22 protein-coding genes and 1 tRNA gene are annotated in these 22,465 nt (G+C 61.2%); 10 read left to right on the forward strand and 13 right to left on the reverse strand.

The genetic code is table 11. The annotated features are described in order from the left end of the window. The first annotated feature begins 371 nt into the window (after positions 1–371). The 3 genes from IEX64_RS12050 (at position 372) to IEX64_RS12060 (ending at position 4,206) form a co-directional block, all read left to right on the forward strand. Positions 372–2,993, forward strand: coding sequence for a TonB-dependent receptor (locus IEX64_RS12050; RefSeq protein WP_188820002.1), 2,622 nt, complete (start codon positions 372–374; stop codon positions 2,991–2,993). 153 nt (positions 2,994–3,146) lie between these two features. After that, positions 3,147–3,602: a DUF805 domain-containing protein gene (locus IEX64_RS12055; protein WP_188819921.1), complete on the forward strand. Its 456-nt coding sequence runs from the start codon at positions 3,147–3,149 to the stop codon at positions 3,600–3,602. Positions 3,603–3,720: 118 nt separating this feature from the next. Further along, complete coding sequence (locus IEX64_RS12060) at positions 3,721–4,206, forward strand: RDD family protein (protein WP_188819922.1); 486 nt, start codon at positions 3,721–3,723, stop codon at positions 4,204–4,206. On the opposite strand, the gene IEX64_RS12065 is transcribed toward IEX64_RS12060, so the two are convergent. Then, on the reverse strand, positions 4,207–6,735 hold the full coding sequence (locus tag IEX64_RS12065) for an ABC transporter permease (RefSeq protein WP_188819923.1): 2,529 nt from the start codon (positions 6,733–6,735) through the stop codon (positions 4,207–4,209). It abuts the gene before it with no gap. Next, positions 6,728–7,453 carry an ABC transporter ATP-binding protein gene (locus tag IEX64_RS12070; RefSeq protein WP_188819924.1) on the reverse strand — a complete coding sequence of 242 codons (726 nt, stop codon included), beginning with the start codon at positions 7,451–7,453 and terminating at the stop codon, positions 6,728–6,730. Before IEX64_RS12070 ends, IEX64_RS12065 begins: the two co-directional genes overlap by 8 nt. Positions 7,454–7,518: 65 nt before the next feature. Between IEX64_RS12070 and IEX64_RS12075 the strand changes: the two genes are divergently transcribed. Then, the gene (locus tag IEX64_RS12075; protein WP_188820003.1) at positions 7,519–8,259 is read left to right on the forward strand and encodes an arylesterase; all 741 of its coding nucleotides are present in this window, start codon (positions 7,519–7,521) and stop codon (positions 8,257–8,259) included. On the opposite strand, the gene recF is transcribed toward IEX64_RS12075, so the two are convergent. Genes recF through IEX64_RS12090 form a run of 3 tightly spaced genes read right to left on the reverse strand, consistent with a single transcriptional unit; the run spans position 8,231 to position 10,332 of the window. Next, positions 8,231–9,319 carry a DNA replication/repair protein RecF gene (recF, locus tag IEX64_RS12080; protein ID WP_188819925.1) on the reverse strand — a complete coding sequence of 363 codons (1,089 nt, stop codon included), beginning with the start codon at positions 9,317–9,319 and terminating at the stop codon, positions 8,231–8,233. The two genes, IEX64_RS12075 and recF, sit on opposite strands and share 29 nt — an antisense overlap. A gap of 60 nt (positions 9,320–9,379) precedes the next feature. Further along, the gene (locus IEX64_RS12085; RefSeq protein ID WP_188819926.1) at positions 9,380–10,174 is read right to left on the reverse strand and encodes a queuosine precursor transporter; all 795 of its coding nucleotides are present in this window, start codon (positions 10,172–10,174) and stop codon (positions 9,380–9,382) included. A gap of 11 nt (positions 10,175–10,185) precedes the next feature. Next, complete coding sequence (locus tag IEX64_RS12090) at positions 10,186–10,332, reverse strand: hypothetical protein (RefSeq protein WP_188819927.1); 147 nt, start codon at positions 10,330–10,332, stop codon at positions 10,186–10,188. A gap of 186 nt (positions 10,333–10,518) precedes the next feature. Here IEX64_RS12090 and IEX64_RS12095 point away from each other — a divergent pair. Both IEX64_RS12095 and IEX64_RS12100 read left to right on the forward strand, forming a co-directional pair. Beyond that, positions 10,519–10,595, forward strand: a tRNA-Arg gene (locus tag IEX64_RS12095). Positions 10,596–10,692: 97 nt separating this feature from the next. Next, positions 10,693–12,393 carry a site-specific integrase gene (locus IEX64_RS12100; RefSeq protein ID WP_188819928.1) on the forward strand — a complete coding sequence of 567 codons (1,701 nt, stop codon included), beginning with the start codon at positions 10,693–10,695 and terminating at the stop codon, positions 12,391–12,393. Here IEX64_RS12100 and IEX64_RS12105 read toward each other — a convergent pair. From IEX64_RS12105 to IEX64_RS12130, 6 genes are all read right to left on the reverse strand, one after another. After that, the gene (locus tag IEX64_RS12105) at positions 12,377–12,919 is read right to left on the reverse strand and encodes a hypothetical protein (protein WP_188819929.1); all 543 of its coding nucleotides are present in this window, start codon (positions 12,917–12,919) and stop codon (positions 12,377–12,379) included. The genes IEX64_RS12100 and IEX64_RS12105 overlap by 17 nt on opposite strands. Before the next feature lie 40 nt (positions 12,920–12,959). Next, on the reverse strand, positions 12,960–14,204 hold the full coding sequence (locus IEX64_RS12110) for a type II restriction endonuclease (protein WP_188819930.1): 1,245 nt from the start codon (positions 14,202–14,204) through the stop codon (positions 12,960–12,962). Between the two features lie 2 nt (positions 14,205–14,206). Further along, on the reverse strand, positions 14,207–14,659 hold the full coding sequence (locus IEX64_RS12115) for a very short patch repair endonuclease (protein ID WP_188819931.1): 453 nt from the start codon (positions 14,657–14,659) through the stop codon (positions 14,207–14,209). Further along, the gene (gene dcm, locus IEX64_RS12120) at positions 14,652–15,917 is read right to left on the reverse strand and encodes a DNA (cytosine-5-)-methyltransferase (protein WP_188819932.1); all 1,266 of its coding nucleotides are present in this window, start codon (positions 15,915–15,917) and stop codon (positions 14,652–14,654) included. The genes IEX64_RS12115 and dcm overlap by 8 nt, the downstream gene beginning before the upstream one ends. 726 nt (positions 15,918–16,643) lie before the next feature. After that, positions 16,644–17,378 (reverse strand): hypothetical protein, encoded by a 735-nt coding sequence (locus IEX64_RS12125; protein WP_188819933.1) that lies wholly within the window; start codon positions 17,376–17,378, stop codon positions 16,644–16,646. A gap of 1 nt (position 17,379) precedes the next feature. Beyond that, positions 17,380–18,210 (reverse strand): TIGR04255 family protein, encoded by an 831-nt coding sequence (locus IEX64_RS12130; RefSeq protein ID WP_188819934.1) that lies wholly within the window; start codon positions 18,208–18,210, stop codon positions 17,380–17,382. A gap of 289 nt (positions 18,211–18,499) precedes the next feature. Between IEX64_RS12130 and IEX64_RS12135 the strand changes: the two genes are divergently transcribed. Beyond that, complete coding sequence (locus tag IEX64_RS12135; protein WP_188819935.1) at positions 18,500–19,372, forward strand: HNH endonuclease; 873 nt, start codon at positions 18,500–18,502, stop codon at positions 19,370–19,372. Positions 19,373–19,394: 22 nt separating this feature from the next. Here IEX64_RS12135 and IEX64_RS12140 read toward each other — a convergent pair whose 3' ends face one another. Next, positions 19,395–19,904, reverse strand: a complete 510-nt coding sequence (locus IEX64_RS12140; protein ID WP_188819936.1) for a hypothetical protein — start codon at positions 19,902–19,904, stop codon at positions 19,395–19,397. On the opposite strand from IEX64_RS12140, the gene IEX64_RS12145 reads away from it, so the two are divergent. Genes IEX64_RS12145 through IEX64_RS12155 form a run of 3 tightly spaced genes read left to right on the forward strand, consistent with a single transcriptional unit; the run spans position 19,892 to position 21,103 of the window. Further along, positions 19,892–20,455: a recombinase family protein gene (locus IEX64_RS12145; protein ID WP_188819937.1), complete on the forward strand. Its 564-nt coding sequence runs from the start codon at positions 19,892–19,894 to the stop codon at positions 20,453–20,455. The genes IEX64_RS12140 and IEX64_RS12145 overlap by 13 nt on opposite strands. Continuing rightward, positions 20,452–20,652, forward strand: coding sequence for a hypothetical protein (locus tag IEX64_RS12150; RefSeq protein ID WP_188819938.1), 201 nt, complete (start codon positions 20,452–20,454; stop codon positions 20,650–20,652). The genes IEX64_RS12145 and IEX64_RS12150 overlap by 4 nt, the downstream gene beginning before the upstream one ends. Beyond that, complete coding sequence (locus tag IEX64_RS12155; protein ID WP_188819939.1) at positions 20,645–21,103, forward strand: hypothetical protein; 459 nt, start codon at positions 20,645–20,647, stop codon at positions 21,101–21,103. Before IEX64_RS12150 ends, IEX64_RS12155 begins: the two co-directional genes overlap by 8 nt. Here the strand turns inward: IEX64_RS12155 and IEX64_RS12160 are convergent. Beyond that, positions 21,100–22,464 carry an RNA-dependent RNA polymerase family protein gene (locus tag IEX64_RS12160; RefSeq protein WP_188819940.1) on the reverse strand — a complete coding sequence of 455 codons (1,365 nt, stop codon included), beginning with the start codon at positions 22,462–22,464 and terminating at the stop codon, positions 21,100–21,102. The genes IEX64_RS12155 and IEX64_RS12160 overlap by 4 nt on opposite strands. Position 22,465: the final 1 nt, after the last annotated feature.

Here is a 22,465-nt window from a genome sequence, read left to right on the forward strand (position 1 = left end):
GGTTATGAAGTCGTTGACCTCTTGTGGGCGCGACATATTGCCTCCATGCTTTCCGCTAAGCATACAGGCCGGGCGCGGCTGGCGCAAACGTGGTCAAGCCACCTTATTTTCAAACTGAGACACTACCGGCACTCTGCACTTGTGGCGCTTTGGCCACATGGGGGCAAATACGCCATGTGCAAGAGGGCATCCTGATTGTCTGCCTGCAAGTTAGTTTCTAAGACTTGCGACATAACAAACGGCGAGCCCGGTGAACCAACGACACGGGCAGTCGTGTAGGAAGGGACAGGGTCATGAAGGCTACTTGGACGGGTGCAGCCGTGCGTTCGGCTGGCATCGCAGGAATCTATACGCACAAGCATCGCCATCTGATGGCAGGCGCGGCCTTGGCGGCGCTGGCATGGGCTCCGGCCGCATTGGCGCAGGACAGCGGGCAGGCTGCGGCGGATGAGATGTTCTCCGACGGGATCATCGTCACCGCCACCAAGCGTGAGCAGACATTGCAGGACGTGCCCGTCGCCGTGACGGTGACGACGGCCGAGACGATCGAGCGGGCGCAGATCCGTGACCTCAAGGATCTGCAGTCGGTCGTGCCTTCGCTGCGCGTCAACCAGCTGCAGTCGAGCGCGAATACCAACTTCTACATTCGCGGTTTCGGCAATGGCGCGAACAATGCCGGTATCGAGCCCTCGGTCGGCCTGTTCATCGACGGCGTCTACCGGTCGCGCTCGGCGGCGATGATTGCGGATTTCCCCGATGTGGAACGCATCGAAGTGCTGCGCGGCCCGCAATCGACGCTGTTCGGCAAGAATGCCTCGGCGGGTGTCATCTCCATCGTCACCAAGAAGCCCGAGTTTCGGTTCGGCGGCAATGTCGAGGCGAGTTACGGCAACTACGATGCGATGGTCCTGAAGGGCCGCGTAACCGGCCCGATCAGCGACACCCTTGCCGTCAGCCTCGCTGGCGGCCTCAACAAGCGCGACGGGATCGTCAAGGATCTCGCCACCGGCGATAGCACCAACCAGCGCGATCGCTGGTTCGCGCGCGGCCAGATGCTGTTCGACAACAACGACAACCTGCAGGTCCGCCTGATCGGTGACTACGGCAAGATCGACGAGAACTGCTGCGCGGTGGTGAACCTGCGACAGGCACTGCCGACCGCCGCGATCTTTGCCGTCGGCGGGGCCGTGAACCTGCCGCCGGAGAAGTACGACGATATTGCCTACTACAACTTCGAAAGCTCCAACAAGATCGAGAACTGGGGCTTTTCAGGGCAGCTCGACTACGATCTCGGCGCGGCCCAGATCACGTCGATCACCGCTTACCGGCGCACCAATTCGCTGACCAATCAGGACTCTGATTTTTCCAGCGCGGACTTGCTCGGCCGCAACTGGCAGGATCTGCGGATCAAGACCTTCACCCAGGAACTGCGCGCCAGCTTCGACATCGGCGATCGCCTGCACGGCCTCCTGGGCGGCTACTATTTCAACGAGAAGATCGACCAGAACAACGAGGTCTTCTGGGGCGACGATGCCCGGCCCTATGCGAACCTGCTGGTTCAGAGCCTGTCGAACGGGGCGCTCAGCATCCCGATGCTGGAGTCCACCTTCGGCGCGCTGGAAGGCGATCCGACCAAGTATGCGGGCCGGTTCTTCCTATCGGGGACAGGGCTGACCGAAGCCTACGCGCTCAAGAACGAGGCGTTCTCGCTGTTTGGCCAGCTCGATTTCGAAGTGGCGCCGGGCCTGACGATTACCGGCGGCATCAACTACACGCACGACAAGAAGCGTTTTGCCACCAACACGACCTCGAATGACGTGTTCGCTGGCATCGATCTCGACAGCCCCGCCTATGTCCCGTTCCGCCAGCAATTGCTGCTGGGCGGCGCGCTGCAGTCGGTGGGCATCGATCCGACCAACCCGGCGCAGGTCTATGCCTTCGCCACCAATCCGACGACGGCGCCGATCTATCAGCAGCTCGTCGGTTTCGCGACGGCCAATGCCAGCAATCCGGCAGCCAACCCGCTGAGCCCGCTGCGGGCGCTGCAGTACTTCCCGCCGTTCATGAACGTGCCCAACGCGGTCGAACCGGGCAGGGTGAGCGACGGCGATTTCAGCTACACCGCACGCGTGGCCTGGGACGTGACGCCCACGCTCAACGTCTATGCGGCCGTGGCCACCGGCTACAAGGCTGCTTCGATAAACCTCTCGCGTGACAGCCGTCCGACCCCGGCCGATCTCGTCCAGCTTCGTGCGCAGGGTCTGGCGGTAACCAACCTGACCGCCGGCAGCCGCTATGCCGACGCGGAGAACTCGACCGTCTACGAGGCCGGCCTGAAGGGCAACTGGGGCCTGGTCTCCGCGAATGTCGCGGTGTTCAAGCAGGTCATCAAGGGCTTCCAGTCGAACATCTTCACCGGATCGGGCTTCTTCCTCGCCAACGCAGGCAAGCAGTCCGCTTTCGGTATCGAGTTCGAAGGCTCGGCCAAGCCGGTCGAGCCGCTGACACTGACGCTGGCGATGACCTACCTCGATGCCAAGTACGATACCTTCCAGCTTTCCGCTTTCGGCGATCTGTCCGGCACGCGGCCGGCCGGTGCCTCGCCGCTTTCGGTAACCTTCGGCGCGGAGTTCGTGCAGCCGGTGGGCAACAATGGCGACCGCGTGATCCTGCGCGGCGACTACCACTACGAGATGCCGTTCAAGCTGGTCGAAGGCCTGCCCGGTCTTGTCCAGCGCGATTCCCTGGGCAACGTCACCGATGTGAGTGCGGCGCTCGCAGCAGCGCGCGAATTCAAGCAGGACATCAACGACGTCAACGCCTCGCTGACCTATTCGATGGCCAATGGTCTCGACCTGTCGGTCTGGGGCCGCAACCTGCTCAACGACCGTACGATCCTGCAGATCTTCGACAGCCCGGCACAGCCGGGGTCGATCTCGGGTTATCCGAACCAGCCGCGCACGTATGGCGTGGCGGCGCGCTACCGTTTCTAGAAACGGAGCGTGATGCGCCTCGACCGGCGGAGAAGCGGTCGGCGGCGCAGCCTGAAACGGGGGCTCGCTGTTATATAACGGCGGGCCCTCTTTTTGTTGCCGGCTCCGGACAATTCCCTATAGCTGGCGCTCTCACACGACCGGAGGGCAGTCATGCTCGAACACATGATAACGCCTTTCTACCGGTACGCCGATTTCACCGGGCGTTCGCGGCGGCTTGAGTTCTGGTCGTTCGCTTTGCTCAACCTGATCGTGACCGCAGTACTTGTCAGCCTAGCGCTGTCGACGGGCCTTTCCTATCGCGCCATCCTGCAGCGCGCGGAATTCGGCGGGGGTCTGGGAGTGGCGACCATCGCGTTTTTCGCGATCCTCGGTATGTACAGCCTCGCCGTTCTGATCCCGTCCGTGGCGGTGAACGTGCGGCGGTTGCACGACCGGAACATGAGCGCCTGGTGGTACCTGGGGTTCATAGCGCTGAATGTCGTACCGGTGATCGGATGGGGCAGCAACATCGCCTATCTGGTGCTGATGGCCTTGCCGGGCACCTCCGGCCCCAACCGCTTCGGGGAAGATCCCAAGGATCCGGCGGCTTCGGAAGTTTTCACATGAGTTGGCTCGGGGCGCTTGCCGTGTGCACGCCTGCTCCTATGCTGCCAGCTATCGCACACCGGCTGGGGAAGGCCGGACGTGGGGTCGAATGAACCACACGGAAATACAGGGGAAGATCATGGAAGCTTATGGTGGTTTCTGGCGGCGCGTGCTCGCCTACATTATCGACACCATCCTGTTGAACATCGCGGTGAGCATGGTGGCCGGGTTCCTGGGACTGGGCCTCGGGGCGAGTATGGCAATGCTCAATCCCGAACAGGTAAACGGGATGTATTCAGGCGCATTCGTCCTGAGCAGCCTGCTCAGCCTCGTGGCCTCGTGGCTCTATTTCGCGTTGATGGAAAGCTCCAAGCTGCAGGCGACCGTCGGCAAGTTGGCGGTGGGCGTGATTGTCACCGATCTCAACGGCAACCGGATCAGCTTCCTGCGGGCCACGGGGCGCTACTTCGCCAAGATCCTTTCGGGGCTTGTCCTCTTGATCGGCTACATCATGGTCGCTTTCACCGAGCGCAAGCAGGGTCTGCACGACATGCTGGCCGGCACGCTCGTATGGAAGACCCGCGACCCGCGTACCGTCGTCTCGCACGAAGACGTGTTCCGGTAATTACAGTTCCCTGAGCGCTCGCGCCGGTTTCGCCCGCAACAGCGGCAGCGAACCGCCGAGCGCGAAGGCGAGCACCAGCACCAGTCCGGCGCCCAGCACCATCAGTATACGCGGCCAGTCAGGCATCCAGTCGAACTCGAAGAGCTTGACGATCACTGCCCAGGCCATGCCGCTTCCCGCCACCAGTGCGACAAGGGCGAGGGCCAATGCCAGCACCCCGTACTCGGCCATTTGCAGTATCAGCAGCTGTCTGCGGCTGGCGCCCAGCACGCGCAGGATCACGTTGTCGTAGGTCCGGCTGGCCCGCGCAGCGGCGATGGCGCCGAGCAGCACGGCAAGGCCTGCAAGCACCGCGACAGAGGCGGCTGCAAGGATGGCCGTCGACATCTGATCGAGCAGCGCGCGGGCATCGCGCAGCAGCGTTCCCGTCTCGACAACCGAACTCGACGGAAAGATGCGCGCCAGCTTGGGCAGCAGGCCGGAAGTCGGCGTACCGGGCGGGACTTCGATGGTCGCCGCCAGGTGATGCGGCGCGTCGGCCAGCGCGTTGGGCGAGAAGACGAGCACGAAGTTGAAGCCCATGGTGTCCCAGTCGATCCGGCGCAGTGCGGCCACGCGGGCCGTTCGCTCGACGCCGAGAATGCCGACTGTCACGTAGTCGCCCACCTTGAGCCCCACGGCATCGGCGAAGTTCTCATCGAGAGAGACCAGCGGCTCACCCCGATAGACTTCGGGCCACCACTTTCCCTTGGTCACGGTGCTGCCTTCGGGCACGCCGACGGAATAGGTCAGGCCGCGCTCTCCGCGCAGGGCCCAGGCGTCTTCGGGAAGATCGTCACCCAGACTGGCGACGCGGGTCATGTCGCCTTTGGGGCCATAGGCCAGGATCTTGCCCCGCATGTTCGGCACGATCTTGGTTACGGCGCCCGGCAGCGTTTGTTCCACGGTATCGCGGAACTTGCCGGCGCCGTCCTGCGGCACGTCGAGCACGAAGAAGTCGGGCGCGCGGGCCGGGACGGTCTTGCGGATATTGGCATCGAGGCTGGTCTGGACCGCCGCGATCAGCACGAAGGCGGAAAGCCCGAAGCCGAGCGCGGTCACCAGAGCCCCGGTCTGCGCGCCGGGGCGGTGCAGGTTGGCGAGCCCCGCGCGCAGCATCGGTCCCTTGGGGCGCGGCAGTCGCGCGGCTACTTTGCGGATCGCCAGACCGACGAGTGCGAGCAGGCCCAGCATGGCGGCGGCTCCGGCAAGGAACCCGGTCGTCACCAGCGGCTGCGCGGCGTTGATCAGTGCCAGCGCGACGATAGCGGCAAGCCCGAGACCGACCGGCAGCAGCAATGCGCGCCGGTCGGTCGCAAGCGGCGAGACCCGGGCGCGCATCAGCGCCATGGCCGGGAAGCTGCGCGCCCGCACCAGCGGCGGCGCGGCGAAGACCAGTGCGACCAGCAGGCCATAGGCGGTCGCCGTGACCAGTGCGGCAGGGGAAACGGTGAAGCCCGTGCTCACCGGCAGCAGTTCTCCCAGCGCGCGCGCCAGCAGCGGGGTGACGAGCACGCCGGCTAGCAGACCTGTCATGCTACCGGCCAGCGCCGCGGCGCCGACCTGCAGCAGGTAGATGCGTGCGATATCGCCGCTGGTGGCGCCCAGCACTTTGAGCGTGGCGATCGACTGGCGCCGCGCCTCGAGATAGGACGAGACGCCGCCACCGATCCCGATCCCGGCAATCACCAGCGCGGCCAGCCCGACCAGTACGAGAAATTCGCCCATGCGGCTGACGAAGCGCTCGGTGGACGGCGCGGCCTTGTCACGGGTGCGAACGCCAAAGCCCGCATCCGGGAACTTCGCTTCGATCGCATCGGCCACGGCCTTCGGGTCACGGCCCGGATCGGCGAGCTTAACGCGCACGGCGCTGCGGTACATGGCGCCCGGTGCGGTCAGACCAGCGCGCTCGGGCAGGTCGAGCGGGACGATCGCGACATCGCCGAGCGCGAAACCTTCGCTGAGCTGTTCAGGGTCGGTCTTCACGATACCAGCGGCAGTCACCGTCTGCCCGCCGATCTTCAGCGTGTCGCCCTTGGCAATGCCGAGCCGCGCTGCGGTGCCTTGCGCGATCCAGGCGGTCCCTTCGGAGGGAGCGCCCACCCTGCGGCCGTCGGTGAGTTCGAGGCGCCCGTAGAGCGGCCAGTCGCTCGCCACGGCCTTGAGCGCCACGGGGGCGGTCAGATCGCCCTTGGCGGCGATGGCCTGCATGCGCAGGCCCGGCGATACTTCGCCGAGAGGTTCCAGCGCGGCCATTTCCGCATCTGTCAGCCCGCGCTGCCAGACGCGCAGCTCGATGTCGCCGCCGAGGATCTGGCGCCCGCGCACGGCCAGTTCGCGCTCGATCGAGCCAGTGAGCGTGCCGATCGCGGCAATCGCGCCGACGCCGAGGAACAGGCAGACAAGCAGCAGCCGCAATCCCCGGAACCGCCCGGACAAGTCACGCCGGGCGATGGTCCAGGCCGTGCGCCAGGGGAGGGTGTCAGCCAAGCGTGTCGCTCGCGATCTTGCCGTCTGCCAGCGTAACGACCCGCTCGCAATGCCGGGCGAGGCCCTCGTCGTGGGTGATGATCAGCAGCGTCGCCCCGGCCTCGGCGCGGCGAGCAAAAAGCAGATCGATGATCGAGGCACCGGTCGTGGCATCGAGATTGCCGGTCGGTTCGTCCGCGAAGACCAGCGAGGGGCGCGGGGCCAGGGCACGGGCAATGGCGACGCGCTGTTGCTCACCGCCGGAAAGCTGGGCGGGATAGTGCGAAAGGCGGTGGCCAAGGCCGACCGCAGCCAGCTCCGCCTCCGCGCGTTCGCGGGCTTCGGGCATGCCGGCCAGTTCGAGCGGTGTCGCCACGTTTTCAAGCGCGGTCATCGTCGGCAGCAGGTGGAAAGCCTGCAGCACCACGCCGATCCGGCCGCGCCGGGCCCGCGCCAGGGCGTCTTCGTCCATCCCCGCAAAGTCCTGTCCGGCGACTTGTAACGTGCCGGACGTCGCGCGCTCGAGCCCGGAGAGCACCGACATCAGTGAGCTCTTGCCCGAGCCGGACGGCCCCAGCAGGGCCAGGGTCTGGCCGAGCGGCACGGAAAGGTCGATGCCCTTGAGGATTTCGACGGCACTGCCACCGCTGCCCAGCGTGAGCCGCAGGTCGCCGGCGACGACTGCATGTTGGGGGACAGCTTGTTCGGAGGACTGGGAAGAACTTGTCACGTGCACCATATGGGATAGCAAGGCATAGTCCGACAAGCGCTTCTTACGCGGAGTACCCCTTGCGCCTTTTTCGTATGGCCCTGCTGGCCATTCCCCTGCTGGTCCTTTCCGCCTGCGACAAGCCGGCGCCGCCTGCGCCCGAACCGTCGCTGAGCGTCGTGGATGCACCACCGGAAATCCCGGTCATGGGGCCGGAACGGCACATCCTAGCGTTTGGGGATTCGCTGCTTGCCGGCTATGGACTGGAGGATGGCGAGAGTTATCCGGATCGGCTCGAGCAGGCATTGCGCGCACGCGGGGTAAACGCCAGCATCGCCAATGCCGGCGTTTCCGGCGATACTACGGCGGCGGGTCTCGACCGGCTCGACTTCACGCTGACCAGCCAGGAAGACAAGCCTGAACTGGTGATCATCAGCCTTGGCGGGAACGACATGTTGCGGGGCCTTCCGCCGGAGCAGACCCGCAATAATCTCGATGCCATCCTTAAGCGTTTTACCGATGCCGATATCAAGGTCGTCCTGCTCGGCATGCTGGCGGCGCCCAATCTGGGCAAGGACTACGCGGCGCAGTTCAATCCGATCTATCCGCAACTGGCGCAAAAATACGGCGCGACGCTGGTGCCGTTCTTCCTGCAGCCGGTGATCGACAAGCCCGATCTGATGCAGGACGATCACGTCCACCCCACGGCGATCGGTATCGATGCGATCGTCTCGGCTACAGTGGACGATGTCGCCGATTCACTCCCGAAGACGGACACGGCAACTGCCTCGCAAGCACCGGACGAAGCTATATCCGGCGCAGTGATCCCGCGCTGACTTCCCAGATCGCCGCTTCCTTCCGGATGGCCTCGAAAGGGGCGACTTCGGTGCCCGTCAGCCAGACCTGAGCCGAACCCGCGCGCAGCCGGTCGAACAGTGCTTCGCGGCGCACCGGATCGAGATGCGCGGCGACTTCGTCGAGCAGCAGCAAGCGCGGGCGTGTCTCGCCATCGCTTTCGACAAGCTGCGAATGGGCGAGGGTGATGGCGATCAGCATCGCCTTCTGCTCGCCGGTCGAACACTCGGAGGCAGGCTGGTTCCTGCCGGCCATGGTGACGGCCAGTTCGTCGCGGTGCGGGCCGGTGAGGGTGCGCTGCGCGGCCCGGTCGCGCGGGCGGCTGTCATGCAGCGCGACCGCGAGGGCATCGGCGGCGATCGGTCCGCCCGGCTGGTAGGAGAGCGAGGGCCGGGCGAAGGGCGATTCCGGAAGGGCTGCTAAGGTCGCTTCTAGCCGCGTGATCAGATCCGCGCGGGCCGCCGCGACCGCCGCGCCAGCCTCGACGATCTGCATTTCGATGGCATCCATCCAGTGCGGATCGGGTGCGCGCTCGTCCGAGAGCAGCCGGTTGCGTTCGCGAATGGCGTTCTCCAGCCGTGAGGCGTTGCTGGCGTGGTCGGGGCGGATCGCCAGCACCAGCCGGTCGAGAAAGCGCCGCCGCGCGCCAGCGCTTTCAACGAAGAGCCGATCCATCGCCGGAGTCAGCCAGCCGATGGAGAGCCATTCGGCCAGCCGCACTGCCGGAGCCTCTGCGCCGTTGATCTGCACGACCCTCCGGCCGGACCGTTCCGGTAATACGCCGGTTCCCAGACGTACCGGCTCGCCGCCCGGAGTGGTCAATGCGGCGCTGACGGCGAAGCCGCCGTCCAGCCCTTGCCCCGGCATGTCGGTCAATTGCGCGCGCCGCAGCCCGCGCCCCGGAGCCAAGAGGCTGACCGCTTCGAGGACATTGGTCTTGCCCGCGCCGTTTTCGCCCACCAGCAGGTTGAACTGCGCCGTGCCGTCCACCGCGGTCTCGCGGTGGTTGCGGAAACGGGAGAGGAGAATGCGGTCGAGCATGGTCGGCGCGGACCTAGCCGCTGCAGGCCGCCATGGCCACCATGGTCAGGACCTGGGGCGTCAGACCGCGTCGGTCTTGGCGAAGGGCGAGAAGTCGGTGTCGTCGTCGTAGACGTCCACGCCCTCGCGCCGCTTGAGCGCGCCCACGACCAGGTAGGTCACCGGCGTCAGCACGGCTTCCCACAGCGTCTTGATGATCCACTGGGTCAGCGAGAGCATCAGCACCATGTTCAGCGTGAAGCCCGGTACGCCGAGGAACGCGAGCGGGTAGAACAGCGCACTGTCCACGCCCTGGCCGAAGATCGTCGATCCGATAGTGCGGGTCCAAAGGTACTTGCCCTTGGTCATCACCTTCATGCGCGCCAGCACCACGGAATTCACGAACTCGCCCGCCCAGAACGCCACCAGCGAGGCGAAGACGATGCGCGGGGTTTGTCCGAAGATCGAGTAGTACGCGGCCTGATTTGGTGCGGTCACTTCCTTGCCGTCGACGATGTAGGTCGCCGATGCCATTGCCCATTCGGGATTGGCGGGAATGTTCACCACCACCACGCTCATCAGCACCATGAACAGCAGGCCGAAGAAGCCAGCCCAGATGCAGCGGCGCGCGTTGGCATAGCCGTAGACCTCGGTCAGCACGTCGCCGATGATGTAGGATATGGGAAAGAACAGCACGCCTGCGCCGAAGGTGATCGTGCCCAGCACCGGCAGGTCGATCTGCGCTTGCTTGGCTGCCCCGATCAGGTTCGACAGCAGCAGGATCACCACGAAGGCGACCATCACGTAGTCGAAGTAGCGGAAATGGCGCCGGGCGCCGGCCTTGCCGTGAATACGGGAGAGGTGCTGATCGCTCATGGGCGCCAACCCTAACCTGTCCGCGCGCTTCCGCCTAGCTGGCTTGAGAAGCTGCGCAGGTCTTCCCCGAAAAGTTCGGGCATCAGCGTGGCGATCCGGCGCCGGCTGAGACCGTGCGCGAAGGGCGAAAGGCCATATCCGGTGAGGGAAGGCGCCATCGAAGGCAGGACTGTCGCCAGCCGGTTCGGCCAGACCGTCGGCCACGTCGGCGCGAGTCCTCGATGGCACCGGCTTTCAGCCTGAAGTCCAGTCTCTCCACATCCCCACCTGTCTTGTTGTCTTTGCCGCGCTCCCCACTAACGCCGTTTGCGCAAGAAGCGAAGCACGCTATGGGGGCCGGACGCGCGCCCGTAGCTCAGCTGGATAGAGCACGAGCCTTCTAAGCTTGGGGTCGCAGGTTCGAACCCTGCCGGGCGCGCCAACTGCCCCAAAAACGGCGAAAGTCTGCAAAACCCGCAGAGCCGTTGGGGTTTTATTGACGATTTGGTCCTAAACTCGGTCCTAAGGGAGGGCCGAAAATGAGCGCGACCAAACGCAAAGTGGAAGGCTTCGATTACCTCTATCTGCGGGGCAGAAGTTACGAAGTTCGCCTTCAGGTGCCGAAGGCCCTGCGCGTCCACGTCGGTAAGGGTGAACTGAAGCGTTCGCTAGGAGGCGACTTTGCTAAGGCCCGGCGCGTCTACCATACGACGGTGTCCGAGTTTCAGCAGATCGTTGAAAATGCTCGGCAACAGGAAGCGCCTCAACCTCTGCCACTGGCGCGGCCCGTTCAGGAACTGCCCACGCACGACGAGATCAATGCAGCCAGCTACGCGCATTTCCGGGTTCGGATGGAGAACATGCGGGGTAAGAACATGTCCCCAAGCGGAAGACAGGCACGATCCCGGGCCGAGCGCATCAACGCCTTGCACGAAATGCTGGCGTTCCAGTTGGACACGGCGGAAGCTGAACTCTGGAGCACTATGTCCGGGGAGGCGACTTGGCTCTGTACGGACATGGGCTGGCGGATACCGGCGGATAGTGACGAGTTTGATTACCTGAGCCAGTCGATGATGCGTGCGCGTATCCAAGCTCTCAAGAACGAGTTGCGCAGGTTGGAAGGTCAGTTCGGCGCTGATCCAGATGCAGACCCGCTCTTCGGGCAAAAGCCGCCAGAGCCCATGCCCCAGAAGGTGAACCTTGGCGACTTGGTGAAGCGTTTCCAGTCTGCTCGGCAGCACAAGTGGTCGGGTTCCACCCAGAAAAACTATGCGATCATTTTCAGGGTGATCGAAGAGATTTGCGGCAAAGCCACGACGCTCGACCGCATTGATCACGACTATTGCGTCGAAGTCTGGCAGACGCTGAAAAAGTTGCCTGCCAACTTCCAGAAGCATCCAGATACCCGTGGCAAACCCATCGCAGAAGCAATCGAGATCGCGGCACGCGCCGGGCACCCTACTATCAGCCCCGCGACCATCAACGGTCACCTGAACAAGTTCGCCGCGCTCATCCGTTTCGGGCGAGACAAAGGTTGGATCGTCGGCAATCCGATGGAAGACATCGAGGAGCCTGATCCTGTCCCGGCCCGTGAAAAGCGGGATGCCTTCACGACAGAGCAACTGAACCTGATTTTCGGGAGTGCACCGTGGTCCGATGGGCCGGATGCGGAGCCTGAACGCCCGTCACGATACTGGGCTCCTCTCATTGCCTTGTTCTCCGGCGCAAGGCTGTCGGAGATTTGTGGTCAACGGGTGGATGAGATGATCGACGAGCGCGACGTGAAGGCCTTTCACTTCCGTCTTCGCCCCGATGATCGTTCGATCAAGAGTGGGGAAAGCCGAAAGGTTCCGGTCCATCCGGTGCTGATCGAACTCGGCTTCTGGGACTTCGTGGAAGCAGCGCGCAAATCGGGACGTGAGATGTTGTTCCCCGATGTGAAGCGAGACCGGCTCGGAAAATGGGGTGACAGCACATCAAAGTGGTTTGCGCGCCTTGTCGATAAACTGGAACTGCGGGGCCGGTTGCTGTCGTTTCATAGCCTACGGCACACGTTTGAAGACGCTCTGCGCGAGGCCGACCTTCATAACACTGCCATAGGGAACGAGTTGACCGGGCGTTGGACCTCCGGAGTGTCCAAGGACTACGGTTCCAGCTTCCCGCTTAGCAAGTTGTCGAAAGCAATCGCGAAAGTGTCTTACCCGGGGCTCGTGCTGCCGTCAGTCAGACCGGCAGCTTGAAGTACGCACGCAACGACTGATGCGTGATCGGACTGACGGCATACTTTCCGTTCGGGTCGTCGTTGCCGTTCCAGACATTCCATGCGAGGAAAAAGGCCTTGTTGTCGCCGGTCAGACTGCGCGTGCGTCGCGTTGTCGCGGACTGGAAGTGGCGGATGCTAATCCCCGCATCGAGAAGGTGCCGGGCTTCGATAACAGGTCCATGCTCGGCTATCAGGCGCACACCATCTTGGACGGACTGGGAGAGCCCTTGCATCCACTTGCCGATGTGCTTTCGCGTAATGTCTTCAAGGTCCGCGACATAGATGTCCTCGAAATACTCGCGCAGGGTAGGGGCGGGCATTACCTCCGACGGTGGCAAGGAGCCCATGACATCGGCAACCCGCTGCAAAATCTCGTTGCGGGTCGCTTGACTGAAACTGGCGAGATCGTCGGCGGTCAGGACAAATTGCACGTGCGGCATCCGTTCTTGTTGGGAGGTCGCACGTTGGTCGAAGCTGGTGAAAATCAGGTAAAGGCAGCGCATCTTCCGGCGTCTTGTGCAACTTGTTGCACCGGCAATTGCACTAACACTGCCTGCCTTGCACAAGCCCCAAGAAGCCGCGCACATTCATTAGCCAATCCTGTTGAGCAGGCCGATAGGTCTGGTGCAGCCGTTCTGGTACGACCAGTTGTAGTGACTTCGCCTGCATCTCGGTTGTCTGGTTTTCGGATAAGCCGGGCGACAGCGTGAGGAGGTGTTTCACTGCTATGCGTTCAGCTTCTGACAAGACCTGCCGCCAGCGATCCTTCAGGGTGGACTTCGAGCCAAGCATCGTAAGGCGTGCAGCCGGGAAGTCGGGGTTCAGGTATTCCTGCTGCCCCGGGAACAGGAAGTCGGGCTTGTTCTTGTTTTCGGTCTCTGCACCACGCGCATACCGGAGATCATAGGCAGTGAAGACCGCTTCCAGATGGTTTTCGAGCGCCAGACCGACGCGCGATTTCCGGGTGTTCTGCACCGATAGCGAGAACTTCAGAAAGCCTTCAACGTCGGCCCCTTCCGGCCCTGCAAATCCGTTAGCAATCCTCTCCGCAACAATCCGCCGTTCAAGCCTGCGGAACATCAGTTCCTCCCGCTCCATCCATGCGAGCAGCGCATGATCTGGATCATCGAGAGAACTGACATCAGGAAGCGAGGAACGCGCCAGTTCCGAGAAAATCCGCGTTTTCGGGAACTTCAGGCCAAATCGTTCAATCAGGCCATCCAGCATGTCGGCTTCCGGTTCTGCCGCTTCAATGCCGAGTTCATCAAGTATGTAGCGAGCGGCGAAGTCAACTTCACCGCTATTGTCACGGGTGATCTCCCGTTGCTCGAAGTCCAACCCTGGCTGTTCTGCGAGGCCGAAGAGCCAGACAAGCTGGCTCTGGATGTCGGTTCCGTCCGGGGTAACGATAAAGAGGATGTGACTGTCGGGACGACGCGCGACGAACATGCTGTCGCCCGGCTGCATCAACTCCGTGACTGGATTGCTCTGATAGTACAGTCGCCATTCGGCGGATCGCCTCGGATCGTTCGCCCGGCTGTCATACCATGACAGTCTGCCCTCTTCCGACAATGCCTCCTGTTCGCCACCCAGCCAGATGTACGTGGCATGGAAGCGGTTGTCTTCTCCTCCTCGCGGTGAACTGCGGGTATCGTCTCCCAAAATCCGGCGAAGCACTTTCGACCCGGTTACTTCGTGCTGGTTGGACTGCGCTGTGATCGTGTCCACAAGCGCAAGACGTTTGGCCGCAACTGCTGCGAAATGATCGGATAGGTAGCCCCTACGCACTGCTATTTCCCTCTGATCTCTAATTCTGGCCGATCTGAACGAAGCCATTTCGTACATGCGCCGATAACGTCGTCCAGCGGTAATCGCGTCCGGCCTTTCAGGGCACACTCCCAAACGACACCAACGCGCCAGCCCAACTCTTTGAGTGCTGCCGTTGTCTTGGCATCGACTGCTCGGTTTCTCTCGATTTTCGTTTGCCAGAACTCCTGCCTTGTCGAAGGCAACTTGAACAGGGGGCAATCGTGCCCATGCCAGAAACAGCCATGCGCAAGTACGACGGCATTGTATCCCGGAAGCACGATGTCGGGTGTTCCGGGCAGGTCGCGCCTATGAAGGCGAAACCTGAAGCCTGCATTGTGCAGCCCTTTGCGCAGCACCAGTTCGGGCTTGGTGTCCTTGGCCCTGATGCCTGACATCATGCGGCTGCGCACGGCAGCCGGAACGATGTCAGCCATTCGCCACCATCTGTTCCCTCGGTGGCGGCGAAATGACAGGGATGTCCCCTGGGCTTCTGGACGGAGAGTTTCCTTCGAGCGCCTTGCGTAGATACGGTTCCATGGCTTTCGCGATGAACTCGACCACAGGCACGACCACCGCGTTACCGAACTGGCGATAGGCTTGAGTGTCGGACACTTCGATCCGCCAGCGACGCTCCCCGCGATCAAAACCCATGAGGCGGGCACATTCCAGCGGCGTCAGGCGGCGTGGACGTTTGCCCGGCTGATCAATCAGGACTTCTGACCCATCCTTGTAGTATCTTGCCGATAGCGTACGCGTGACATCGTCAGGCCCGAACAGGCTGTACCCGAAGCCGTTGCCCTTGGCCTCGTGCTTTGCCCGGTAGGCTTGCAGATACTCCCACAGGCGAGGGGTGAGGGTGTACTTGGGGTCCACGGCCTCGTGCGGCTCTAGAATGCTGCCCAGCTTCGGGCCGCTCGACTTCGCAGGAAGTTCGACCTTGTCCAGATCAAAGTCGGTATCGTCACGGAACCCTACAATGAAGATGCGCTCGCGCTTTTGCGGCACCCACGGTTCGGAGCTAATCACCCGAGCCTGAACCCGCTTGTAGCCGAGTTCATTCTTCAGCACATTCATGATTGTCGCGAACGTCCGCCCCTTGTCGTGGCTTTCAAGGTTCTTGACGTTTTCCAGCACGAACGCTGCCGGTCGATGATGGGCAATGATCTGCGCGGCATCGAAAAACAAAGTGCCCTGCGTGTCACACAGGAAGCCGTGCGGCCTCCCGAGGGCGTTTTTCTTCGAGACCCCGGCGATGGAAAACGGCTGGCAGGGGAAACCTGCGAGGAGCACGTCAAACTCGGGTATCTTGTCAGGATCGCTGGAAAACTCGCGAATGTCGCCACCGAGCGGATGGTTGTCACGAAAGTTCAGGGCGTACGTCTTGCGGGCATTGTCATCCCATTCGGACGTAAAAACGCAGTGTCCGCCGATGCTCTCGAACCCGAGCCGAAGCCCTCCGATCCCCGCGAAGAGGTCGATAAAGCGGAAGGAGCTAACAGGCTCGGAGCGATTGCCCTTGTTAGCTTCGTCCCGAAGCACACTAAGGGCTAGGGCACTTGGCCTGCTGGTGCCGTTGGCATAACGATAAGCTGTCCGTTCAGACACCTTCAGTACATCCGCAGCCTGCTCCAGTGTCAGCCCGGCCTGATCGCATAGGTGCTGGAAGTCGTTTCGGTTGCCGACAATGCGCATGGATGGTCCTTATCTGTGTCATTTTCCGACACCATGACGAAGTTCGACCCGCCGATCAAGCATTTGTTTCTTGTTTGTTCTCTTTTTATCCTCTTGCCTGAACGGCCCGGCCACCATACGGCCCGACATCAGCGGAGACCATGCGAGCGAGTACTCCTCAACTGCTGGCGGAAATGCGCAGAATTTTCCAACATTAGGATACTGGTGGGGTGGGCGCAGAAACGACCTTCGCATCACTCTGCCTTAGCAGAAATGCAAGTTCCGACTTTGCAATTTGGAACTTTGGGTCATTGGTATCCACCGCCCCTGCTAATACTCCCGAGCAAACCTTAATGTGAGCATGTGCTGGATGTGATCCACCTTGGTCATCTGTATCCGTTTCATCCACCACGCAAAATAGCCGCCCGCCAATGTCCGGGCGCGCCGCTGCGCGGATACGCTGAGCCGTAAGCGCCCTTAGCTCTGTGGTATTTTCCTTTGGCGCCAGTGCTGCGCAAATCCCGGCCACGTCTTGAACGCTGCAATTTGCCTTTTCCGAGGCCCGCCATACAGACAGCGTGCCAGCGAACAGATCATTTGCCTTGATTATAGAAGCCTGAATTTTCCCCTTTTTGAAGTGAAAGGGACTGTAGGCAGCCCGGCAAATGAGTTCAACGTCATCTACAGTGCCAGCCGAACGGGCATCCTGCTGCGTTGCCTCCAAAGCGCAGCCCATAGCGCATCCACTCATGAACTGTGTGTGAGTGCTTTTTGGATAAGAGGCGTATCAATCTTATCAATAATTTTGGTCTCGTCTTCAGTATCGCTATCCCAAGAGGGAGGGGGCACCTCATCCACGCAAGATGCCACCGCATAGACGCGACCATTTCCAGTGAAAGTCATGGCAAACGCGCTCTTTCCCTCCGGGCCCCACCAACGAGCAGCCACGGAGCTATCGGACGGATCGACTTCAATTTCAGGTTCTTGTGTATCCTGTGGCAAAAGGCGCAAAACCTGCTCCATTTGATCCAGCACTTTTTGCGGAAGGGCGGCCGCGTCGCTGCCATCCCAACCAGCCTTCAATCGACCAAGATCACCGATCAATCGATCCAGCGTTCTTGCCCATCCGCTTGAGAAGGCGAAGCCCGAAAGACAAACAAATCGATCTGGAAGCGACGACTTCCCAAAAAAAGTCTCTGGGTGACAATGCGAAACCAAAAACTCTTTGCCAAAATAATTTGGCCTTACCTTTGTCGAAAACCCAACAGCATCCAACAATTTTGCGCCTTGAGCGAGCGCAACATAATACCCCCCAACTGCATTCAGTTCATCAGCGAAGCCGGGTTCGGTGTAGTAATAAGGAATGTTGCGCTGATGCCAGAGGTCCAGACCGGCCATGGCGTCCTCTTTGGGAAGCAGGCTGGCAGCGCTGGAGCTAGTCGAGCCAAGGAGATCAGTAAATTCTGCAGGAAGCGTCGCCACGTTAAAATCCCTTCGCCTCTGCGGCTTCACTCAACATGATACCAATCCTGCTGGCCATTTCCGGCACCAGAAGGGATGCAATCAAGGACTTATTGTTATCATGCAATAACTTCATCACATCGTCAAACACACCAGCCTGCGAGCCAATAAAATCATTCAATGACAGCTTCTGCTCATACCTCAATTGCTGCAGATGCATGATACCTGCCACAACCGGGCGCTCACTTTTATCGGCAGCGAAATTGGTATCTACATTGAGGTTATTAAGAATTGGGCCAAGAGCCGACATCTTATCAAACCAGCCAGAATGAGTATGCCAAATGTCGCCAAAATCAAAGATAGCAGAGGGCAGATAAGCACTCTTTGTGAAGAGCGCCCCAAAATCATTTTCGGCAGGCTCGCCAACAAATTGGTCAAGGTACTGCAATGAAATTGCTGCTATCCCAGCTTCGTCTGCTAGGCCGCTCTCGGTGATTGCGGTTATCAACGTCAGAAGGTGTCGCTGACCCATTTGCCACACGCGCTCCCAGCGCGTGTACCGGGTGCACTCGATGGTAGCGGTATTACCGTCAAACCGAAGCTGCCAAGCAGGTGTGCCATTGGGCCGCAGGTAGGAGAACTCAATTCCGTGCCCGTTCATTGGCACGGCTCCGTTTGGCCCAAACTCAATTCCGAAAATTTGCGGGGTTTGGGCAGCAGGCAGGTCAGGCAACCATCTTTGGTGTTGGCTCTGGATGTGCTGGATCACTCTTTGCCCAAGAGGCTTGTCAAAAATAATCGAAAAAGCCACGGATTGAACCGCATGGTCGTCATTGATCGGTTTGAAGCTCATTGAGCTACGACCTACCTTCCACAAATCTAGCTTTGGCACTGCTATAGGGTCACAGATGGGGATGCAACAGGCGGTTGCATAGCCATTAGGGTTTGTTCCGCAGCCCCTGCCCATGTGGGACTTATCTGCCGGAACCCTATCGTGTCCCACATGGGTGGTTGGCTATTCAGTGGGACATGGTCGCGCAGGGTCTATGACCCATGTGGAACCGGACCGATCTTTGATGGCGTTTACCTGATGGGCACCTGAGTTCGCTATTTCGGTCTCTCCATCGAAAGGCAGGCAAACGATGCTCGCAGACTTGAAGCCCCACCGGAAAGACCTCGTCTTTGATCTGGTTGAAGAGGCCGGGTTCGACACAACGGACTGGGTGGAGAGCTTCAAGCACGCGGCTGGATACAAGGCGAACCCCAAGTATTGCTACGAGTGGGCGTATGTGCAGCCCGGAAAGCTGATCATCCTTAACCTCTGGCACTCGAACATGGACGAAGAGCACGGACAGATCGTGCATCGGGGCACCTTTCGTGCCGACGCCGAGTTCCGTCGCCTGAAAGGGGGCAAGCAGCAGTGGGTTGATCGCGCGCGGCGTCTCGACGAGGCTCTCCAAGTTGCCCTTCGGAAAAACCTCCCGGTCAGGGTGATCATCGTCGATGGAGATCGGCGCGAGAAAGAAGCCGTGGATGGGCCGTCGTCAAAGGTGCGCTTTCGGAAACTCGACCCAGAACCCTGGACAATCACGGCCTATGACTGGGAGACCGGAGCCTGTGAGCTAACGCGCGGTATTCTTGAGGGGCGCTTCGTCGATCAGTTCGACTTGGAGCAAACAAGCAAGTCCGCCCCTGAACGCCGAGAAGTGACGACCTCCTCTTTCATTCGTGATCCCGCCGTCAGACGCCGCGTGCTTGCGCGGGCGAATGGGCGATGCGAACTCTGCGGTGAACCGGGCTTCAAGATGGCTAGCGGTGCGGTTTACCTTGAAACCCACCACGTCGTTCCGCTGGCAGACGGCGGCGACGATCATGAAAGCAATGTAGTGGCACTCTGCGCCAACGACCACCGCCGTGCACATTTCGCTGACAACCGGGAGGAGATCGCTCGGCGGTTCCAAGTGCGAAATGGCGGTGCCAGCATGTCTGTCTCCGAAGTTGCCGTAACTAGTTGATGATCGGCAAATGGCGTCGAGGTTACTCCTTGGCTGCGTCCAATAAAGCGTCGAGCGCCCAGACCGGAAGAATGGCTACATGGTGAGACCCGCCAGCCAGTTCCACCTCTATGATAGGAAGCTCCCCGGCCTGAACAGCATGGCCTTGGATTGTGTCGATCATTGTCGTCGTGACGCGAAAGCTCGATGAACTCGTTGTTTTGGCTTCGATCCTGACCAATCCCTTGATCCGGACATCGCCCTTCTCGAATGGCTCTGCACCGGAGGACTTGGTTCGCTTTCCGCCGATCCTGTCGGCGATCATCTTTTCCTGACGCTGTGATTGCTGCATCTTGCGGCTGCGATCAGCCAGCCGTTTGGGGATGTTCAGCGCCACGTCTTCCTCCGTTGGTTTGGCTGTATGGAATAGTCGCTGATGCTGTACCAACGGGGGGTTACTTTTTTCGTCAATCGCTATTGCGCTGCGTGACTTGTCGTCGGCCTCATGCCATTGTTTTTGAGTAACAAAATGAGGTTCAGATGCTTGTTTCATACGCGCGCGTCAGCACGGTCGATCAAGTGGCAGGGCTCGAAGCGCAAGAGCGCGACCTTGCTGCAACTGGTTGCACCAAGCTGTTTTCCGAACGGGTTTCCTCGGTCGCGCAACGAGATCAGTTGGCGGCGGCGCTCGATTTTGTCCGCGAGGGTGACACGCTTGTCGTCACCCGGTTGGATCGGCTGGCCCGCAGCACAGCGGACCTGCTTTCGATCATCGCCACGCTGGAGGGCAAGGGCGTTGCGCTGCGCATCCTCGACTTCGGCGGGCAGGCCGTTGACACACAATCACCCTCGGGCCGGTTGATCGTGACCATGTTCGGCGCGGTCGCGCAGTTCGAGCGCGAGTTGCTCTTGCAACGCCAGCGCGAAGGAATTGAGAAGGCCAAGGCTGACGGCAAATACCGTGGCCGGGTGCCCACCGCACAGCGGAAGGCCGCACAAGTGCATGAGCTTCGGGCAGGGGGGCTTGGCGCATCGGAGATAGCTACCCGATTGGCCATTTCGCGTTCGAGCGTTTACCGGGCGCTTTCCGGTGCGGTAGCATGAGCGCCAGCGTTCCCCGGCTCTTTGCCGACATCAAAGCCATGCTTGAAGACATGCACGCTGTTGCTGTTGAGGGGCAGTGCTGTGACAACTCACCCGACATGCAATTGGCGCTTACACGCCTGCTGCGGTCGAGGACGGCCACCGTCGAGGCCTCCCTTGTGATCATCGCGCACAGGCTTGGAGGTGAGCATGACTGAACGTCGCCCTCACCCGTGGGAGTACCATTATAACGGCTGGAGTTGGGCCGAGCGGTGCGCGGTGACGCCGATCCAGAACGCGCTATTCCGTTCCGGCCAGCTTGTGCGCCCCACCGCCTGCACGATCTGCGGCTTCAGCGACCCCGCGCGGCTCGACGGTCGCGGCTACATCTTCGCGCATCTGGAGCGGTACGACCGACCGACCGAACTCTATCCGGCTTGCAAGCGATGCCACGCTGCGCTGCACGCGCGCTTCAGAGACCCCGGGCGGTGGCAGCTTCACCTTTGCCGGTTTGCGCTCCCTGCCTCGTGGGGCTTTGCACTGACGCTTGATCCGGCATCGCAGTGGGAGCCGTTTGAACTCACCTACCCGCTTGGCCTTCCCGTGCCGATGCAACCACCCGCCTTGAAGCCATTACAGGAGGCACTGCCTTTTCCCGAGAGAGGTTAGGCAGCCGCTTGCGAGGTGCCAGTGGACGCCATAGCGTCCAACAGATTTTGGGTTTCTCGCAAGAGGTTCATTCTGCGCTGCCTATGCCGTTCAGTGGTGCCATCCGGGAGCAGTTCGAGTAGCTCAAGGTCGCGGCTGGCGAGATAAGCGATAATCAGCTTGTGCTTCGCGTCCGTCAAATGTTCGGGCCGGGCATCCTGATAGTATCGCACAGCAGCCAGTTCGGCGAGAAGACGGGCTTCCCATGTGTCTGCTGTCAGCCACATCGGATAGGCGCGGCGAAAGTGACTGACCTTGTTCTCTGCCTCGGCGATCTCCGCTTCGGTGAGCAGGGTGCTGTCTTCGGCGATCCGGTGCTCTCGTTGCTTCCGCTCACTCGGCTCCCAGTTTAGGCGGTGGCGTATGGCATACCCTCTATGGCCCGCGAACTCGACGTAGTTCCATTGGTCCCGAAACCCGGCAGGTTCGCCGACCCGTGGCGCTAGTGGTCCGGCGTCGAGCCCGAGGGCTACCTCTCGCAGGTGTGCTGCCTTTCTCGCAGCATCGTCCCTTCCCCGCCCGAGGACGAGGATGTTGTCGGCATAGGTCACCACCTGACCCATCTGGGCCGTGTCGAGCAGATGACGGATGATGATTTCACCGACGACAGGAGATGTCGCGGCACCAAGCGAGAGACCGGCCAGACCACTAGCGGTCGGATGGATCATGTTAGATACAGAGAAGACATCGTCCGCCGAACGTCGGGCCGATAAGTCCCAGATCACATGGTCCGTTACCGCGCCCGGTAAGGGGCGCAGCAGGTCCGCCAGTCCGGGTAGGCGCAGGCTGCCATAGAAGTCGATCAGATCGACCTCCACGGCGTGCGTGTAGCCTTCCCGGAAGGCGTCTTCGACGGCCTTGAGGGCCATCGGCATCCCACCGTTGAACAGGAACTGGTCCTGCCGGAGGGGATGTAGGGTGCGGAGCAAGTCAGCGACGAGCAGTTGTTGCATCCGCCTGTGAGGGCCGAAGTCCTGCACCATTCGCGTCCTTTGGCCCTTGCGCACATACAGCGTTGCGATGGGCTCCGACGAGCGATTGAACGGTGCGAATGTCGCCGCCAGTGCGACAACGTCATTCGGCGTTGCGTCCTGCAACTGCCGCTTGGCCTTCATGGCCTCGAACGCATAAAGCAGGTGGAGCGACCCTGAACTCAAGAGCCTGCGGGCTTCGCCGTGCTGTTTTCGGCGAGGCATGGCGGCCAATCGGGCCAGCTTGCGATCTCGCCGTGCACGCAGCTTCTTGATGCGTTCAATGAACTCTGGATGGCGGGCGTTGAACGCATCATAGCCTGATGCTGATGACGAGGCGCTACCAGTCACC

Origin of the sequence: Novosphingobium indicum (assembly GCF_014645195.1) — a bacterium.
Classification (GTDB): domain Bacteria; phylum Pseudomonadota; class Alphaproteobacteria; order Sphingomonadales; family Sphingomonadaceae; genus Novosphingobium; species Novosphingobium indicum.

Excerpts from the sequence above, each read along its gene's own strand:
- IEX64_RS12050 (WP_188820002.1), top strand. The coding sequence starts at position 372 with ATGGCAGGCGCGGCCTTGGCGGCGCTGGCATGGGCTCCGGCCGCATTG.
- IEX64_RS12055 (WP_188819921.1), top strand. The coding sequence starts at position 3,147 with ATGCTCGAACACATGATAACGCCTTTCTACCGGTACGCCGATTTCACC.
- IEX64_RS12060 (WP_188819922.1), top strand. The coding sequence starts at position 3,721 with ATGGAAGCTTATGGTGGTTTCTGGCGGCGCGTGCTCGCCTACATTATC.
- IEX64_RS12070 (WP_188819924.1), bottom strand. The coding sequence starts at position 7,453 with ATGGTGCACGTGACAAGTTCTTCCCAGTCCTCCGAACAAGCTGTCCCC.
- IEX64_RS12075 (WP_188820003.1), top strand. The coding sequence starts at position 7,519 with ATGGCCCTGCTGGCCATTCCCCTGCTGGTCCTTTCCGCCTGCGACAAG.
- recF (WP_188819925.1), bottom strand. The coding sequence starts at position 9,319 with ATGCTCGACCGCATTCTCCTCTCCCGTTTCCGCAACCACCGCGAGACC.
- IEX64_RS12085 (WP_188819926.1), bottom strand. The coding sequence starts at position 10,174 with ATGAGCGATCAGCACCTCTCCCGTATTCACGGCAAGGCCGGCGCCCGG.
- IEX64_RS12090 (WP_188819927.1), bottom strand. The coding sequence starts at position 10,332 with ATGGCGCCTTCCCTCACCGGATATGGCCTTTCGCCCTTCGCGCACGGT.
- IEX64_RS12100 (WP_188819928.1), top strand. The coding sequence starts at position 10,693 with ATGAGCGCGACCAAACGCAAAGTGGAAGGCTTCGATTACCTCTATCTG.
- IEX64_RS12105 (WP_188819929.1), bottom strand. The coding sequence starts at position 12,919 with ATGCGCTGCCTTTACCTGATTTTCACCAGCTTCGACCAACGTGCGACC.
- IEX64_RS12115 (WP_188819931.1), bottom strand. The coding sequence starts at position 14,659 with ATGGCTGACATCGTTCCGGCTGCCGTGCGCAGCCGCATGATGTCAGGC.
- dcm (WP_188819932.1), bottom strand. The coding sequence starts at position 15,917 with ATGCGCATTGTCGGCAACCGAAACGACTTCCAGCACCTATGCGATCAG.
- IEX64_RS12130 (WP_188819934.1), bottom strand. The coding sequence starts at position 18,210 with ATGAGCTTCAAACCGATCAATGACGACCATGCGGTTCAATCCGTGGCT.
- IEX64_RS12135 (WP_188819935.1), top strand. The coding sequence starts at position 18,500 with ATGCTCGCAGACTTGAAGCCCCACCGGAAAGACCTCGTCTTTGATCTG.
- IEX64_RS12145 (WP_188819937.1), top strand. The coding sequence starts at position 19,892 with ATGCTTGTTTCATACGCGCGCGTCAGCACGGTCGATCAAGTGGCAGGG.
- IEX64_RS12140 (WP_188819936.1), bottom strand. The coding sequence starts at position 19,904 with ATGAAACAAGCATCTGAACCTCATTTTGTTACTCAAAAACAATGGCAT.
- IEX64_RS12150 (WP_188819938.1), top strand. The coding sequence starts at position 20,452 with ATGAGCGCCAGCGTTCCCCGGCTCTTTGCCGACATCAAAGCCATGCTT.
- IEX64_RS12155 (WP_188819939.1), top strand. The coding sequence starts at position 20,645 with ATGACTGAACGTCGCCCTCACCCGTGGGAGTACCATTATAACGGCTGG.